The organism is Roseiconus nitratireducens, assembly GCF_008629675.1.
Lineage (GTDB): Bacteria > Planctomycetota > Planctomycetia > Pirellulales > Pirellulaceae > Stieleria > Stieleria nitratireducens.
Genome location: NZ_VWOX01000013.1, coordinates 125,190 through 140,990 on the forward strand (window position 1 = coordinate 125,190; position 15,801 = coordinate 140,990).

The 15,801-nt window shown below is 61.8% G+C and carries 11 protein-coding genes; 1 reads left to right on the forward strand and 10 read right to left on the reverse strand.

The genetic code is table 11. The features are described 5' to 3' along the window. Positions 1-47: 47 nt before the first annotated feature. The 7 genes from FYK55_RS20965 to FYK55_RS20995 all read right to left on the reverse strand — a co-directional run bounded on the left by FYK55_RS20965 (position 48) and on the right by FYK55_RS20995 (position 9,972). Positions 48-3,614 (reverse strand): family 16 glycoside hydrolase, encoded by a 3,567-nt coding sequence (locus FYK55_RS20965; protein ID WP_150078477.1) that lies wholly within the window; start codon positions 3,612-3,614, stop codon positions 48-50. 340 nt (positions 3,615-3,954) lie between these two features. Next, a complete protein-coding gene (locus FYK55_RS20970) occupies positions 3,955-4,956 on the reverse strand; it encodes a DUF1559 domain-containing protein (protein WP_150078479.1) in 1,002 nt (333 codons plus the stop codon). Positions 4,957-5,112: 156 nt separating this feature from the next. Further along, positions 5,113-5,622, reverse strand: coding sequence for a cell division protein FtsH (locus FYK55_RS20975; RefSeq protein ID WP_150078481.1), 510 nt, complete (start codon positions 5,620-5,622; stop codon positions 5,113-5,115). Positions 5,623-5,812: 190 nt separating this feature from the next. Next, positions 5,813-7,435 (reverse strand): serine/threonine-protein kinase, encoded by a 1,623-nt coding sequence (locus FYK55_RS20980; protein WP_150078618.1) that lies wholly within the window; start codon positions 7,433-7,435, stop codon positions 5,813-5,815. A gap of 50 nt (positions 7,436-7,485) precedes the next feature. After that, on the reverse strand, positions 7,486-8,148 hold the full coding sequence (locus FYK55_RS20985; protein WP_150078483.1) for a sigma-70 family RNA polymerase sigma factor: 663 nt from the start codon (positions 8,146-8,148) through the stop codon (positions 7,486-7,488). A gap of 101 nt (positions 8,149-8,249) precedes the next feature. Beyond that, positions 8,250-8,981, reverse strand: a complete 732-nt coding sequence (locus FYK55_RS20990) for a 3-keto-disaccharide hydrolase (RefSeq protein WP_150078485.1) — start codon at positions 8,979-8,981, stop codon at positions 8,250-8,252. A 226-nt stretch (positions 8,982-9,207) separates the two neighbouring features. Next, on the reverse strand, positions 9,208-9,972 hold the full coding sequence (locus FYK55_RS20995) for a rhomboid family intramembrane serine protease (RefSeq protein ID WP_150078487.1): 765 nt from the start codon (positions 9,970-9,972) through the stop codon (positions 9,208-9,210). Between the two features lie 155 nt (positions 9,973-10,127). Here FYK55_RS20995 and FYK55_RS21000 point away from each other — a divergent pair, with 155 nt between their 5' ends. Next, on the forward strand, positions 10,128-11,519 hold the full coding sequence (locus FYK55_RS21000) for an NAD(P)/FAD-dependent oxidoreductase (protein ID WP_150078489.1): 1,392 nt from the start codon (positions 10,128-10,130) through the stop codon (positions 11,517-11,519). Between the two features lie 187 nt (positions 11,520-11,706). Here the strand turns inward: FYK55_RS21000 and FYK55_RS21005 are convergent, their stop codons facing one another. The 3 genes from FYK55_RS21005 to FYK55_RS21015 all read right to left on the reverse strand — a co-directional run bounded on the left by FYK55_RS21005 (position 11,707) and on the right by FYK55_RS21015 (position 15,588). Next, on the reverse strand, positions 11,707-12,843 hold the full coding sequence (locus tag FYK55_RS21005) for a hypothetical protein (RefSeq protein WP_150078491.1): 1,137 nt from the start codon (positions 12,841-12,843) through the stop codon (positions 11,707-11,709). 366 nt (positions 12,844-13,209) lie between these two features. Continuing rightward, complete coding sequence (locus FYK55_RS21010) at positions 13,210-13,998, reverse strand: ABC transporter ATP-binding protein (RefSeq protein WP_150078493.1); 789 nt, start codon at positions 13,996-13,998, stop codon at positions 13,210-13,212. A 6-nt stretch (positions 13,999-14,004) separates the two neighbouring features. Beyond that, the gene (locus tag FYK55_RS21015) at positions 14,005-15,588 is read right to left on the reverse strand and encodes an ABC transporter permease (protein WP_150078495.1); all 1,584 of its coding nucleotides are present in this window, start codon (positions 15,586-15,588) and stop codon (positions 14,005-14,007) included. Positions 15,589-15,801 lie beyond the last annotated feature (213 nt).

Below are 15,801 nucleotides of genomic sequence, written 5' to 3' on the forward strand. Positions count from 1 at the left end.
ATTGGAAGCACGGTTTCTGAAGGGGGCAAGCGAATCGCTGGTGCAGGTCACCAAGCGATCTGTTCGGTCAAAGTGACGGTCGCGGCGGCGGGTAGCATGGCACGAAGTTCGGAACGGCCGTCGATGTCGACGATTTGGCAATCCGCCCCGTTGATTTGGAGTCGCAAATCATCGACGCGATAACCGTCTCCATCGGCGGTGATCTTGCCGACTGCGATCCGCCAGATCAACGGCGTGCCGGAATCGTTCCCCTCGCGACGGATGGTCAGCGTGCGCGAAAACGTGTCCCGATTGACCGGTTCGATCGCGTCTTCAATCGACGCATCACCGATTGAATACAAAAACGTGGGATTTCCGGCGGCGTCCAGCGAATAACCCCCGAAGCGATAGCCCAAGCTTCTCGGTTCGGAGGATGGCCAGTCCATTTGGATGCTTTGGCCTTTGGCCAGCGAGGGCCAGCTTTCCAGGGTGACCACCTGATCGCCGACGGGTGACGTCCGTCCGGCGCCGCGCCCGTTCCAATGCCGTGACGCATCGATGAACGCATTCTTCCAGATTTTGGCTAGGGACATCTGCTCCGCATCCCAGATCAGATTGATTTCGGCGGGATACCCGACGGCGATGCCGCGACCGGAAACGCCTTCAAAGAAATTACGGTAGATCCTCGGACGGTCCGCTGCTCGCAACAGGATGGAATCCGCTCGCAAGCCGGCGGGCTCTTTCGCCGACTTCCCCGCGTTGAGGTACGTCCACATCGCATGAATCTGCTGGTCGGGATCACCGTCATACAGTTTGGTGTAGGAGCTGCGGCCGTCGGTGAAGCTGTTGGGCATCCGGGTTCCCGGGCGGTATTTGGTGGGGTCCTGCAGGTAGCGATTGAACCAGTCCTGACGAAGTCGCGTGGGCATCGTCAGCAGGTCGATGGCGCCGATGCCTCCTCCCTTCTGGTCACCGTAGGCGTGACATTTGATGCAAGCCAAGCCATTTCCGCCCACCAACTTTCGGCCATCGGAGACCAAGCCCTCAGAGACCAGGCCGTCAGTGTCCGTCGCGGGGGCGGCGGACGCGATTTCGTCGCCGCCGTTCTGTCGATCAAGTCGTTGAACACTTTTGACGAACAGATCCAAGTGACCCGGGCCGTAGCCGGGCATCCGCGTCAACATGTAGGGGCGCGCGTTGGCACCGTTGGCGAGCAGCTCTTGCAGGTAGGTATCCTTCAGCTTGTCTCCGATCCCGTTCAATGGCGGAGGCAATCGGCCCTCCCAGCCCATTTCGGCCGTGGTCGTTTTGAACAGCACGTCGCGAGCGGTTTCTGGACCCCCGACCGCATCGCGTCGGTGACAGGCGTAACAGTTCAATCCCGCCATCGTCAGGTGAACGAGCTGTTGGTCGGTGATCGAGACGGCGGGTGAATCACCGGAGCGACGCTGGTCGATTGAACGCGTGATGGCGGCCCGCTGGCTGGGAGTCAGGTGGAAATCGACGGCCGGGCTGCGAACCGATTCCGCCAAACAGCCTCGGTCGGAACGCACTTTCGCAAGCGGAGGCGCCTGTAGCGGAAGGTACTGGGATTCCTGGAATTGGTGACAAGACGCGCAGCCACGGGATCGAAACAGCGTCTGCCCCTGTTGCTTGAGCGACGGGTCGGGAGAAAACCGTCTGACCAGCAGCTCCGGTTCCACCTTGGCATCCTCGTCAACGATCACTTCTCGCAAGTGAACTCTGCCGCGTAGCGGATCACGCAGGAAGACTTCCAGGGAACGTTCCCCCTGCGCGTTGAAGTACTCCACGCGGACGGGGTGAATCCCGGCTTTCAGTTGAAAGGTTTTCCGTTTTTCGACGTGGGGGTGGACACCGTCGTTGTCGATGACGTGGGGACCAATGAACAACCGGCTGCCGTCGTCGCTGGCCAAGCTGAACGTGTACCTGGCATCGCTGGGCACCGAAATCTGGGACTCGAACACCATCGCAAAGTTGTTCGGATCCTTCAGGTCGTTGATTTCCAGTTGGCTGACCCGATCATTCGCGACAGGTGCAAGCTTTTGAAGGTCGGGCAGCTTTTCCCACTCGCCACGATAAATGGTGCGGCGGAATTGTGCGGTGTTTTCACGCAACGTCACTCGCGATGTCAAATAACTCGCGATCGCGTAGGCGTCTGCTCTGGAGCCGACGAGAGCCGGCATCCGAGCCCCCGGTCGGACCTGGTGCGGATGAATCAGAAACGTTGCCAGGGAATCGACGGTGTATTTCTGCGGCAAATCGCCCAGCGGAACCGTCGTGGAAGACGGCGTGGTGGGACCTGCAAAGGTCGTGTGGCAGGCGACGCAGCCGACGCTGTGGTACAGCTCTTCGCCGCGGGCGACGCTGTCCCGATTGGTGGGACGATCCAGCAGCCCTTCGCCGGCCCCGTCTAGCATCAGGTAGCTGGCGATTGCCTCGGCCGCTTGCGTTCGTGATTCTTCATCGAGGTCGGCCCAAACGTCAGGCATTTTGGTGCCGCGTTTGGTCTGGTGCGCGTCGGCAATCATGTCGACCAACGCGTCGGGACGGATGCGTGAGCGGACGTTGCTGAGGTTGGGTCCGCGTTTGACGGGCAACACGCCGTCGGCGCCTGGGTGACACGCGGTGCAAGCCAGCGTGCTGATCAGCAGCTCACCGCCGAGGGCCTCCGGATCGGCGCTGCGGGCGAAGAAACGTTCAAAGCCGGGAACGATCGGCCGTGCCGCCTCCATCGTGGCATCGCGAGGAATCAACCAGATGTTGCGAAAACGAACGGGATTGCCGTGATCCTGCAAGTACAGCGGTCCATCGTCGGCGCCCTCTGCGACCGGCGCCGCCGTCGTCGTGTTGGGAACGGCAACGTCATTCTGGACGATGATTCCGTTCAATCGTACCGTCATACGAGCGGGTTCCGTCTTGGTGGGACCGTCATAGCGGGCCGCCGTGAAGTCGATGTCGTAGGTCTGCCATTGCATCGGTGGCAGGCAGGCATTCACATCGGGCGCCTTCACCCCGTAGATGGCTCCGGTTTCATTGATTGCCCCCCGCAGGCCGAAGGAATCCAAGATCTGGGTTTCGTATCGACCCTGGTGATAGACGCCACTGTTGCCGCGCTGCTGGCCCTTGGCGTCCGGCATCCACGGCGTGCGAAATTCAAGGTGCAAGCTGTAGTCACGAAAACGCTGTCTGGTTTGGGTGCCCTGTTTGAGCAAGCCGTCGGCAGTGATCTCGCCATCGACCCAACGGTCCAAGGATTGTTCGGTCCCATCGAACAAGACGACGGCCCTTTCCGGCGGTGCGACGCCCAGAGTGGGCGACTGCCGCTCGACACGTTCGGCGCCCATCGCCTCAGCCAGCTCCGCGACCAGGTCCTGATCGCCTTCCAACCGCCGCGTGTTCTCCGCGGACTTGTTCGTGTTGGTCGGTCCCCTTTCATCGACCAGGATGTCAAACAGACCATCGCCGCGGGCGATGACCTGCATGCTTTGGTCGTCACCGACATATTCGCCCTGGATTCGAAAATCGGGATCCGTAGGTGGCGCTTCTTGTGCGAGCGACGGTTGTGGTGAGAGCAGCCAAAAGGAGGCAACGCAGATTAGCAATGCGAAACGCATACGATGGGCTGAAGACAGGAGGGGAGGAATGTCAGATTGGACGGGTCGTGGTGGATCATCCCTTGTGGGCACCCGGTTCGCGCGGCCAGCCGACTCGTGCTGCTTGCCTTGGAAACGAAAGGGTCTCTGCGTGCTTGCCAAAGACTGGCCTGCACGACCTGATCCACTCCTTTGACGACGCGATAGCTTACATCAATCACACGCTGAAAGGGCGATGGTCGGAGGGAAGTGGGACCAACGCCTGGAGCAAAAGTGAATTGTCAACCTGCCGGCTAGCAACGGACGCACCAAGATTCGAGTCCCGATCTCGAAGACCCAATCGACCCAGCCCATGGCGCCGTCAGTGGTGGTAAGGAACCACCTCGCGGCCACCGACGGATGCGTTGGCGCGGTGGATGCTCAATTTCATGTGGTAGTCGATGGTGGTGACACGTCCGTCGGCGAATGCGGCATTCCAACCGGCCGGATGAATGGAACCGAAATCGTGGCACTCCAAACAGTTGTCCCGCGAGTCGATTTGTGGTGATCGGGCGGCATAACGCACGTAGGAGTGAGATGAGATGCTGGTCCCGTGGTACCCGCTGATCGGCGACAGGTCGCCGAATCCGTTTCCGGTTTCCAGTTTGTTGAGGTCCATCGCTTTCTCGCCCAACAAATAGGTGTTGCTCAGTCCGTCGAAAATGCGATTGAACTTGATCCGTTTTCCCAACACCCACACCCCGTCGCCGGTCAACCGGATTGCGGGAGCTTCATTCGCGTTGGGCGAGACGGTGGTATCGATCTCCGCGGAACCACCGTTCATGGCATAGTCGGTGCGGGCACCGCTGGCGCCGTAGCGGGATCGAAATGGTTGCAGCAACGGGTAGGGCTTTGCGTCGCGTCGCGAAGGGCAATGCAGCGTTTGGACGGTTGCCCGTACCAGTTTTTCAATCCGCGGGGTCGGAGTCACCGTCGTGGACCCGGCCAGCGGCTGAATCGACGACCCCAGTGCTGCCTGTTCCAGGTACGACAGCGTTTGGGAAATCCAGGTGCCGCCGCCGACCGAACTCGGTTGGTTGCCGAGACGTTGGCGAACCAGGAACGGCGGGCTCTCGCCTCCGTATCCGGGAAGCGACTTGAAGGTGGATTCGTAGTTGTGGCAGGCCAGGGCGATCTGCTTCAGCCGGTTCTTGCACTGGATCATCCGAGCCGCTTCGCGCGCGGCCTGGACCGCGGGCAGCAGCAGCGCGATCAGAATGCCGATGATGGAAATCACGACCAGCAATTCCACCAGCGTGAACGCCGCACGGAATGGACCGACAGCGGCACGGGAATGTTTGGTTGGGCGATGATTCGGCGCCATGCGCGATGTCCCCGGACAGCCCGCGGAGGGAGAAGTCGGTCGGCCGACCGGGTGCGTGTCGCAGCGGCGGCCAGAGTGTTTCCTCGAACCGATTTATAAGCGATTTGAGGTCTGACTGCCAAACGATTCGTCGCGGAATCGCACGTCCGCTCGCCTTCAGACGCGATCTCGAATCCAGAATGCCAGCGTGTCGGCAAGTTGATCGGAGTCCAGGTATTCGTGAGCGAGCAACTCATCGGCAACGGCCGCGACGGCGGCCCAGCAGTCATCGCGGCTGAGATGAGCGTGCAGCCAAACAATCAACGACTCCAGCAAAACGCGACGAGGACCTGGTTGGGGGGCCCACGTCGCACTCCTTTGCCAGGCCCAATGCCAATCGTGTTGCCATGGCGGAAAACCGGCCGGATGCAGTTTTTCACTGCGGTAGATCATTTCGGCTACCGGTCCGGCCAGGATCGTCAAGATCTCACGTTGCCGTTGCCAATCGACGTGTGGATCCATTGGGCCCCAGTTCACATGACAGTCCCCAAACCGCTCCGGCAGCCACTCGTCGGCTTCGGCGTACATGCCCACCGATTCGATGTGTCCGCCCAGGGCGTATCCGATGACTGCGTGTCCGGCCTCGTGGTAGGCGGTGTAGGTCTCATCGTCGTCGATCGTCATCATGCTCCCTGGACGGCTGGTCGACTAGACGGCTGGTCGGCTAGACAGTGTCGCGTGGATGGTAGCGCGTCCGCCGGAAAGCGGGAAGAACAGCGCGGCTGAAAAGTCGATCCATCGATCGTTGCCAAATCGTGGCAATGCTGCATCTTTGCCCTTCTGGCGAGCCTGGCTAGCTCAAAGGACCTTCGCCGCATCAGTAACTGTCGGGCGAGGATTCGCCTTTGCCGCGCGAGGCCTTCCACAATCGCTTGCGGCGTTCGTACTGGTAGCCGGGGATGAAAAAGCAGGCGGCCGCGACGACGCCGAAGATCAAATGTCCCCAGCGAGGGGCGATCGCCATCGGGATGGAAACGGCAAACAGCGCGATGGCTTGGAAATAAAACGCGCCGGTCAACATGCCGGCTTTGACCACGAACACCATCGCGCTGATCACGCCCAGCAAGGGAGACAACCGCAGCGGTGGCAGGCCCAGCAGCCATTCCAGCGGAAACAGCATTCCGACCGCGACCATGCTGGCGCCCCAGACGTGGGCGATTTGTCGTTCGATGAAGGTGACCGGTCCCATCCGTTGTCGGATCTTCCAAAACACGGCCGCCCACGCCCCCAACCCCAGCGTCCACAGACCCATGTAGATGAATCGGTTGCGGTACCCGGCGAACTCCAGGGCCCAGGTCAGGACGCACGCGACCAGCAGCACCAGGGAATGCCACATCCACAGCTTTCCCCAGTTCTCCAGGATCCCGGCGTGATGCGTCTCTCGAAAAATCCTGGCGATGACCTGGGCAAACCGGCCGCTCCGAGCCGCGACCACTTCGTCGGACAAAAACGCCTCCAGGTCTTTGGCCAGATCGCCGGCGGAACCGTAGCGGAGGTCGATCGGTTTTTGCAGGCACCGGATGACGATCATTTCCAGATCACGATCCAAGCTGGGCCGCAGGGCGCGCGGCGGGCTGGGATCTTGTTCGATCACCAGCATCACCAACTCGACGGGCGATTCGGCAACAAACGGGGGACGTCCGGTGAGCGTGAAGTACAGCATCGAACCAAGGCTGTAGATGTCGGTTGCCGGACCGAGCAGGTCACGGCGGCCGCCGGCCTGTTCCGGTGACATGTACGCCGGCGTGCCGACCAGCATGCCGCTGCGAGTCAGGTCCACGTCCCCGCCGGCCTGTTTGGCCAATCCGAAATCCGTGACCAGCGCCTGACCGTCGGATGTCAACAGAATGTTGCTGGGTTTGAGGTCGCGATGCAGCAGACCAGAATGGTGCGCGAAGTCGACGGCTCGCGCCACCTGGGCGATGATTTGGGCGGCTTCGCGTTGTGGCAGTGGGCCCCGCGAGGCCCGATCGGCAAGCGTCTCGCCTTCGATGTACTGCATGCTGAAAAAGGGGCGACCTTCGATGTCGCCAACTTCGTACACCGGAACGATGCCCGGATGTTCCAGTCGCGCCGTTGCGGCGGCTTCGGCCAGGAATCTTTGCAGGTCGGCTTCGCTGGCCAGTCGACCGCGGAGAATCATTTTGACCGCGACCTCGCGACCCAAGCTGATCTGGTGTGCCCGAAAGACCACGCCCATGCCGCCCCGGCCAACCTCTTCTAACAATTCGTAGTCGCCGATGACCGTCGGCAGTTTCAAGGTTTCCCAGCGGGAGCCGCCGTGGGAAGATGTCGAGGGGCGCTCCTCGCGGACCGCGCCGGCGGTGTCGGTGACCAGCACGGCCCCCCAAAGAGCGCGCAATTCGTCGGCCAAATCCGGGTGGGCCTGGCAAACCGAATCGAAATCGATCGGTTCCCCCCGGCAGATCCCGTCGGTCATCTCGGCAAGCAAATCGGCCAGACGCTGTTCGTCCGATTCGGACAGCCGATTCACGACACCATTCCGTCACCGGACGTCAGGCCGCCCTCTTCCTGTTGCAGCATCTCACGCAGCCGCCGAACGGCTCGCAGGTATCGCATGCTGGCTGCGGGCGGGTTCAGTCCCAAGACCTCCGCGATTTCCAGATTCGAAAGATGTTCGTAGTGTCGCATCAGGATGACCTCGCGGTCCTGGTCGTCCATCCGCTCGACCGCCGACTCGACCTTCCGGGCGATCTCGCGTTGCGTTGCCGCCGCAGCGGGTGTGAGCGCCGGATCGCAGAGTTGTTGGGCAAGCTCCATCGTCGACTGGTCCGGCCCTTTCCCCGCGGCGATCGGCTGCTCCCGATCCATGTTGCGCTTTGCGCTGACACGGTGACGCCGGTAGGTGTCAATGATGCGGTCCCAGGCAATCTGTCGCAGCCACAGGTGAAACGCCATCGAGGGATCGGACAAGTACTTGTCCAAACGCCCACTGGCTTCCACCATCACGTCCTGCACGACGTCACTGACGTCGACCCGCCGCTGGACCTTGCGATCCAGTCGCAGCTCGATCAACCGTCGGACCGGGCCACGGTGCTTATCCAGCAGCCGATTGACGGCATCGCGGTCGCCCGCGCGGGCCGCGTCCAGCAGCACGTCGGTTTCTTCATTCGCCCAAATCGATTTTGCCATAAAGTCTTCTCCCGGCGTCATGTTAGCGTGACGGAAAGGACGGCCGGCTGAAGCGAACAAGGGCTGAAGCGAACAAGGGCTGATCGATCGTCGCCGGGGGATCAGTCGACCGGGTGCAGCACGATGTTTTTGAATCGGACCACCATCGGATCACCCACGTGCAACTGGAATGCCAGCACTCCAGATGAAGACGATTTGTCGGATTGGTGATCAAAGACTTCGGAGACCAATGCCCCGTTGATAAAGTGTTGCAGGTGGTTGCCGTCGGCAACGATCCGATAGTCGTTCCACTTGCCGGGGTGAATCCCGTTGCCGAGTTCCTTGCCGTCGGCAAACTTCTTGACCATCTTGTCGCCGTTTCCGTCGATGGTCACTGATTGCCCTCGTTCGGCCAGGATGCCGCGACCTTTTTCCTCGTAGAGAATGCCGGCGAAGCGGTTGGAGAAATCGATGTCCGCCTGGTACCCGCCGACGACGAACTCTTTCTCGTCGATCACCTTGCTGCGGTACTGGATGCCGGAGTTCGTGTTTTCGATTTTGAACTGCAATGTCAATTCAAAGTCGGAGGGTTCGCTGTCGGTGTAGATCAGAAACGTGTTTTTCCGAATCGGGGCTTCGGCGGTGGTTCGTCCCACGATTTGACCGTCTTCGACCGACCACAGATCCTCGCGTCCGGTCCACCCGGTCAAGTCTTTTCCGTTGAACAGAGAGACGGATTCGGTCAGCGGAGCCGCCTTCTCGGCGGTGTCGTTGTCTTGAGCGATCACGTCCTGGGAAATCACGCAGGGAACCAGGAGGGCAAACAGCAGGGCGGCAAGATTGAATCGAACCATTGGACTTCAAAATGGAAGGGAGGAAGGGAAACCGGGCCGGCAAACTTCGCCACGGCGGGGGCCGACTCCGCCGGCGACCGAATTGCGATGCCGAGGGTCGCCGATGCCGTGAAGAGGGCCCCGCCAGTGTCGTGCGGGCCGGACCGCCAGATTGTACTCGCTTCCAGGCCGCGCGGTGCGGCCACGGGCTGGGGCATCCAGCGGGTGGACGACACGCAACCGCGTTTCAAAATCGCCGTTCGTGAACGGCGGCATGGCCCAGAGGAGAGCGGCCGACGATCACCGCAATCACGATTCCCGCGACGAAGCCACCGATGTGAGCCCACCAGGCCACGCCAGCGCCGCCGCCCGCATCGGCCAAACCGCTGACCGTTTGGAAGATGAACCAGATCCCCAGAAAGACCGGCGCGGGAACGATGAACACCTGCAGGATGATGAAAATTGGCAGCACCGCTTGAACCTTGGCGTGCGGGTACAACCATGCGTACGCGCCCATCACACCGGCGATCGCCCCGCTGGCCCCGATGGTCGGCACCGAACTTTCCGGGGAGGCCAGGAAATGCGCTGCCGACGCCAGGACGCCGGTGACCAGATACAGCAAGGCAAAGCCCAGGTGACCGAGCCGGTCTTCCACGTTATCGCCAAAGATGTACAGGAACCACATGTTCCCCAAAATGTGCATCCAGCCGCCGTGAAGGAAGATGCATGTGACCATGGTCAGCAGGGGTGTCACCTTGGCGGGCAACATGGGGCGACGTTCCATGACCACCACGGGACGACCGCCCGATTGTCGCAACACCGGCGTTTCCAGCGTGGGGGTTTGATCCGGGTGCGAGATTCGCAGCGGCACCATTCCGTATTGCTGGATCAGTTCCAGCCCGCCGTTGCCTTGCCCAAGTTGCAGCAGAAAAACCAAACTGCAGGCGGCGATGATCGCGTAGCTGACCAGCGGCGTGGTGCGGCTGGGAATGTTGTCGCGTATTGGGAACACGCGGAATCTCCTGGGAGCGGTTCACGCTGGCTGGTTGGACACCACCACCGTGATGATTACAAAGCCGGTTGATCGTCGCAACTGACCCTTGCGGGCACTCCGCCGGAACGACACATTTGCGATAGCAGTCGATTCTCCCTCAACCGAATGAATCCATGAAATCGCCGAGCCAAACCGACCATCCGTCCGCCGGCCAGGATGCCAATCCGGATTGCGAGGTCGTGATCATCGGCGCCGGATTGGCCGGACTCTCGTGCGCCAAACGGCTTTGTGAACTCGGCCGCCGCGTGGTTCTGCTGGAGGCGACGGATCGTGTCGGCGGTCGCGTACGAAGCGATGTCGTCGATGGGCTAACGCTGGACCACGGATTCCAGGTTCTGCTGACCGCCTATCCGGCTTGCCGAGAGTTGTTGGATTATTCCGCGCTGCGTCTGCGGCCCTTTCAGCCTGGCGCTTTGCTGCGACACCAGGGGCGGTTCGTCGAATTGGCCGATCCCTGGCGGCAACCCTCACGGGCGTGGGCGACTGCCACCAGCCCCGTCGGTTCGCTGGGCGACAAGTGGCGGGTGGCCAAAGCTCGCTGGCAAGCCAACCGAGGGTCACTGGACGATCTTTATCATCGCGGAGAAGAAAGCACGGAACTGCGTCTGCGGAAGCTCGGTTTCAGCCAAGCGATGGTCGACCAGTTCTTTCGACCGTTCTTGGGCGGCGTCTTTTTGGATGAATCGTTGCAGACTTCCAGCCGCATGTTCGAATTCGTGTTCCGTATGTTTTCAAGCGGCGAAATCGCTGTGCCGGCCGATGGGATGGCGGCGATCCCGCGGCAATTGGCTGACGGTCTGCCGCGCGGGACTCTGCGACTGAACCGCACCGTCGCCAACATTGAATCGACGGCCGACGCCAGCGAAGTGCACCTGACGGACGGATCCGTGCTGCGTGCGCCCGAATTGGTGATCGCCACCGAAAGTGATTCGGCAGCTCGATTGTTGGGGCAAGCGTCGCTGCAAACCGAATGGAATGCCACCACCACCTTGTATTTCACCGCCGAAGCCTCGCCGTTTGCTGACGACCGGCAACGCAGTCGACGTTTGATGTTGCGCGGGGATGAAACGGGGACGGTTCAAACCGCGGTGGTGTTGAGTGATGTGGCGCCGGAGTACGCGTCGCGCGGTCGCTCGCTGATATCCGTCAGCGTCTCCGACTCGGTTCGGGAGGAAGCCACCGAAACGTTGGCGGCCAAAGCGCGAAATCAATTGCAAGGTTGGTTTGGCGAGACCGTGGGGCGCTGGGAATTGGTGCAAACCTATCGTGTGCCCTACGGGGTACCGAAGGTTGCCTTGGATCCGGTGATGCGATCGGTGGATCCGCGCGAACTGCTCACGGATGGTTCGGCGAATCAGATTCCGGAGCATCTTTCGATCTGCGGTGACCATTGCGAAACGCCCAGCATTCAGGGGGCGATGAACAGTGGGCTGCGGGCCGCACGTCGCGTCGCCGAGCGTTTGGAAGCCGGCCGGTCCGCCGCTTCGGCTTTGTCACACCGGTAAAACGCTGTCGCCCCTTCGGGGCTGGCGCTGGGAGTGTCGGGTTACCGGCGGCCAAGGCCGCCGGCAGGGCGCTGGCGGCCCTCCGTGCCTAAAGAAAAGTCGGGCGCTGCTGGCCCTCCGGGCCTAATGGAACGTGGGACGCTGCCGGCCTAAAAATAGGGCACGCTGTGCGTGCCGGCGCACCAGGTCAGTGGTAATCGCTGAACCACCGATCCAGCATGCCTCCCGATCGACTCGTTTGTTCCACCCGGCGTGCGGTACGTGGTTGGTTGCCGTCTTGCGATGCGTTCGTTGTCGGTCCAACCGCCGCCGGCGGTTGAAAGTGCTGGGGCGGCTGCGCGGGGTCCGACGTGCTGCCGCCGAGTTGTTTCGCCCAACCCACAAAGCGTTCCGCAAACGAGGGTTGTCCGGTGGACGGAGAGACGGACTTGGCCGGCGATTCGACGGCTTGTTGTGCCGCCTGCAGGGCCAGCAATTCCTCCACCTCCATTGCTTTTCGGCCCAACGGGTCCGGCTTGAAGGGGCTGGGCAGATTCGCGTCCTCCGACTCGGACGCCGTGTCGCTGGGAGGCGGCAATTCGGGCAACAATTCGATAGCGCTGGTGCCACGACGCACCATGGGAGCCGCGGAGGCGGGCGGCAAGGTGATGGCAGAAACCGCGCTGCCCGGTGCCGCATGCTCCGCGACTCGCGCGGTTGCCGTGCCCGGCTGGGGGCTGTCGATCGACCGGACCGCCGATCCAACGGCGCCGGACCCGGAACGCTGGGAGGCTGGGCACGTTTGATCCAGGTGCTGCCCAATCTCACCGAGGGCCAACAGGTTGTACTGTTCGGCCGCCGAGGGAGGCAGCTGGACGGACGTCCCTTGTCTTGCCGAGGTGGAATCGGCGAGCGGATTGGACTGGACCGCGCCGGGTTTGATCGCCGGCTTGTCTGCGGGCGGAGTGATCGGCGGTTGCTTTTTGATCGGCGTGGTTTCCACCGGCTCTGGCGACGGAACGTTGGGAACGGCAAATTGGTTCACACGTGTCGGACCGGTGACGGTGAACGGATTGACCTGGGGGCCGCTTGACCGCGACGAAGGATCGGAGCTCGCGGAGATTTTGCGTTCCAGCTGCTCAACAAACGGGTTTTGCGCCATGCCGCGGGTGGATCCGGATCCGGCCGTGCTTCGCGGTGCCCGGTGGGTCGTGGAGACGGTGGTGCTCTGATCGGCCCGGTGCACGGTTTGGCCGAGCACCGAGGGCAGTTGTCCGGCAATCAGCGACAGCGTTGCGGCGGCAGCAACCTTCGAGGCGACGTTGAGACGAGATGGGTGGTGCATCGAACGCTTCCTTGCGTGGAGGTTGGCGAACGCTTCCTCGTGGTTCGTTCGTCCACGATCAGAGATCGGCGACGGGAGATCCGATCTGCGAGTGGAAGTGGCGCAGGCTGATCGGATTCGCGGACACGGAAACGCGCAACGGTACCAACCCAAGGAGCCCGATTGAGCAACGCAAATGGAGCAACGGACGCGACCGGAACAACCGGCACAGGCGGCGATTGGGGTTCGGTTTGTGCGGCGGGCGGTCAGCGGGTTCGGCGATTCTCTCGTTCCCAGGCTCCGGCCTGGGAACGCACTGCGGAGGTGGCTCCGCCAACTGCGACGGCGCGGGCATCACGTCGGTGCTCGCGTGCCGAATCGGTTTGTTCAGGCCGCGTTGGTGCCGATGGGGGAAGCCGGATCGGTTTCGGGGGAGCTTCGGCGGGCGCGCACCGGACGTCGACGCTCTTCGGCGTCTTGCGATTGGATCAGTCCGTCTTGCATCCGCCAGCAGACATCGGCCGACGCGGCAATCTCGTCGTCGTGGGTGATCATCAAGATGGTCAACCCATCGTTCTCGTTCAGTTCGTTCAGCAGGCGAAGGATTTCTTGACCGGTTTCGGTATCCAGGTTGCCGGTCGGTTCGTCGGCCAGCAACAGTTTCGGATCGGTCATCAGCGCGCGGGCGATGGCGACGCGTTGCATTTCGCCGCCGCTCATTTCACAGGGGCGGTGACTGCTCCGGTGCAGCAAGCCGACGCGATCGAGCATCGCTTCGGCGCGACACCGATTTTCTCGACGCGACGCGAAGTAGCTCCACACGCTTTGTCCGATCATCGCCGGGGCGAGGACGTTTTCGATCGCCGTCAACTCGGGCAGCAGGTGATAGAACTGGAAGATGATTCCCAGATCGCGATTGCGATAACGGTCGCGAGTGGCACGCGATGCGTTGTCGATGCGTCGGCCTTGGAACCGTACCTCGCCTTCGTCAGGTCGGTCCAGTGTGGCCAGCAAGTGCATCAGCGTACTCTTGCCGCTTCCGCTGCGGCCGACCAATGCCGTGACCAGTCCCTGTTGGACTTTGACGTCGACGCCACGCAGCACGGGCACGTCGATCCGGTCTTTGTGGTAGCTCTTCTTCAGCCCGCGGGCGGCCAGGACAATCGGACGATTCATTTGGACCTACTCAAATCGCAAGGCTTGGACGGGATGCATGCGTGCGGCACGCATGGCGGGAAGAACGCTTGCCAGGACCGCGATGCCGACCGCGCCCAACATGACCCAGACCAGTGTGAACGGATGAACGATCGTCGGGATTTCGGTGAAGTAGTAGACGGTCGGATCGAATACTTCCTGGCCCGTTGCGGATTCGACCAGCCCGGCAATCGAATTGATGTTGTCAACGAATAGCAGTCCGCCGATCAGCCCGGCACCACTGCCGACAAATCCCAACAGCAAGCCATAGGACAGGAAGATGCTCATCACCCCGCGACCCGAAGCCCCGAGGGCCTTCAACGTTCCGATGTCACGGGTCTTTTCGACGACGATCATGAAGAATGTCGCCAGGATGCCGAAACCGGCGACGGCAATGATCAGGAACAGCAAGATGTTCAAGATCGTCGTTTCCAGCCGGACGGCCGACAGCAGCGGTCCTTGCAGGTCGCGCCAGGTCTGAATGTTGTAGGCGTACATGTCGGGCGGGAACCGGCGGCGGAGCGCGTCACGAACCGCGTTCAGGTCGGCTCCCTCGGCCAGTTTCAATTGGATCGTCGTCACGCTGCGGACGCCGGTGGCCGGATCGACCATGCCGCGGAATTCCTGCAACTGGTCCAAGCGGACAAATGCAAACGTGCTGTCGTATTCGCTCATGCCGGATTCGTACAGATCCACGACCGTGAACTTTTGGTTGATCACCTTGGTGTCGGTGGAAGCGTTGGGGAAGATCATCCGCACGTCGTCGCCGGGTTGGGCGTAGTAGAAATCAACGACCTCGCCATCGGCGTTGCGGCTGCGGACGCTGCAGGTGGAGATGCCCAGGATGATGCCCGGGAACTGTTCGGTCATCGGGTCCACTTCGGCGGGCAATTCGCCTTCGGATCCTTCCAGCAATTCTTCGGAGAACACGCCGCCCATCGAAGGTGCCGCGGCGGCATCGTTCGACTGATCAGCGATGGCTTCGGCGGCCGGCTTGGCGGATTGACCGCTGGCCTTGCGGCGAAGTTCTTCCATCATCTCACGCTCTTTCGCCATCGCCCGGTCATGGGCCACGCGGCGACGGCGATGTTCCCATCCGGATTGCTCCAGTTCTTGGCGGCCGGGCGCGTAGCCGTCGTCACGCAGTTGGAAGCTGGCGTTCTTTTGGTTTTCCGGGTGCAGCAGGTACTTGCCGAAATCGCTGACGCGGTCGTAGGTCTTGGGATCCAGTCCGATCAGGCTGACGTGACGACCAAGCTGTTGCCCGTTGTATTCAATGCCCAGCATTCCCGGGACGTTGACGCTGACGCTGGCGCCGACGATGTCGGCGCCACAGATGCGTTCGATCTCGCGGAGGTGCGCTTCCGGATCCGGCATCCCGCCGGTGGCGTGGCACTCGATCATGATGTCCGACGCCAGCCCGTGCAGCCGCTCGTGCATCTCAGCGGCAAATCCGCTCATCACGCTGTTGACCACGATCAACGTGGCGACGCCCAACGTCACGCTGATGATCGACGCGAGCGCGATGTAGCGTGTTTTGAGGTAACGAAAGCAGAGTAACCAGCGGTACATTCGGCCCGTCCTTTGGCTCGTGCGCTTAAGATCTGGTGCGCTTTCGGGGCGGGGCCAGACGTCACGCAACGTCCGGGCGTGGGAAATCCGCCGGCACCGGTGCCCCTCCTTGGGAAACCGAGCGGAGTCTAGGCCAGAAGACGTGTCGGCGTAAACAGATATCTGGGGCTGGCCCGTCGCACCAGGCAGGCTTGTGTCCCGGCGCGAGATGGT

What these genes read in the sequence shown, in the direction of transcription:
- FYK55_RS20965 (WP_150078477.1), bottom strand. Translation starts at nt 3,614, where the DNA reads ATGCGTTTCGCATTGCTAATCTGCGTTGCCTCCTTTTGGCTGCTCTCA.
- FYK55_RS20970 (WP_150078479.1), bottom strand. Translation starts at nt 4,956, where the DNA reads ATGGCGCCGAATCATCGCCCAACCAAACATTCCCGTGCCGCTGTCGGT.
- FYK55_RS20975 (WP_150078481.1), bottom strand. Translation starts at nt 5,622, where the DNA reads ATGATGACGATCGACGACGATGAGACCTACACCGCCTACCACGAGGCC.
- FYK55_RS20980 (WP_150078618.1), bottom strand. Translation starts at nt 7,435, where the DNA reads ATGACCGACGGGATCTGCCGGGGGGAACCGATCGATTTCGATTCGGTT.
- FYK55_RS20985 (WP_150078483.1), bottom strand. Translation starts at nt 8,148, where the DNA reads ATGGCAAAATCGATTTGGGCGAATGAAGAAACCGACGTGCTGCTGGAC.
- FYK55_RS20990 (WP_150078485.1), bottom strand. Translation starts at nt 8,981, where the DNA reads ATGGTTCGATTCAATCTTGCCGCCCTGCTGTTTGCCCTCCTGGTTCCC.
- FYK55_RS21000 (WP_150078489.1), top strand. Translation starts at nt 10,128, where the DNA reads ATGAAATCGCCGAGCCAAACCGACCATCCGTCCGCCGGCCAGGATGCC.
- FYK55_RS21005 (WP_150078491.1), bottom strand. Translation starts at nt 12,843, where the DNA reads ATGCACCACCCATCTCGTCTCAACGTCGCCTCGAAGGTTGCTGCCGCC.
- FYK55_RS21010 (WP_150078493.1), bottom strand. Translation starts at nt 13,998, where the DNA reads ATGAATCGTCCGATTGTCCTGGCCGCCCGCGGGCTGAAGAAGAGCTAC.
- FYK55_RS21015 (WP_150078495.1), bottom strand. Translation starts at nt 15,588, where the DNA reads ATGTACCGCTGGTTACTCTGCTTTCGTTACCTCAAAACACGCTACATC.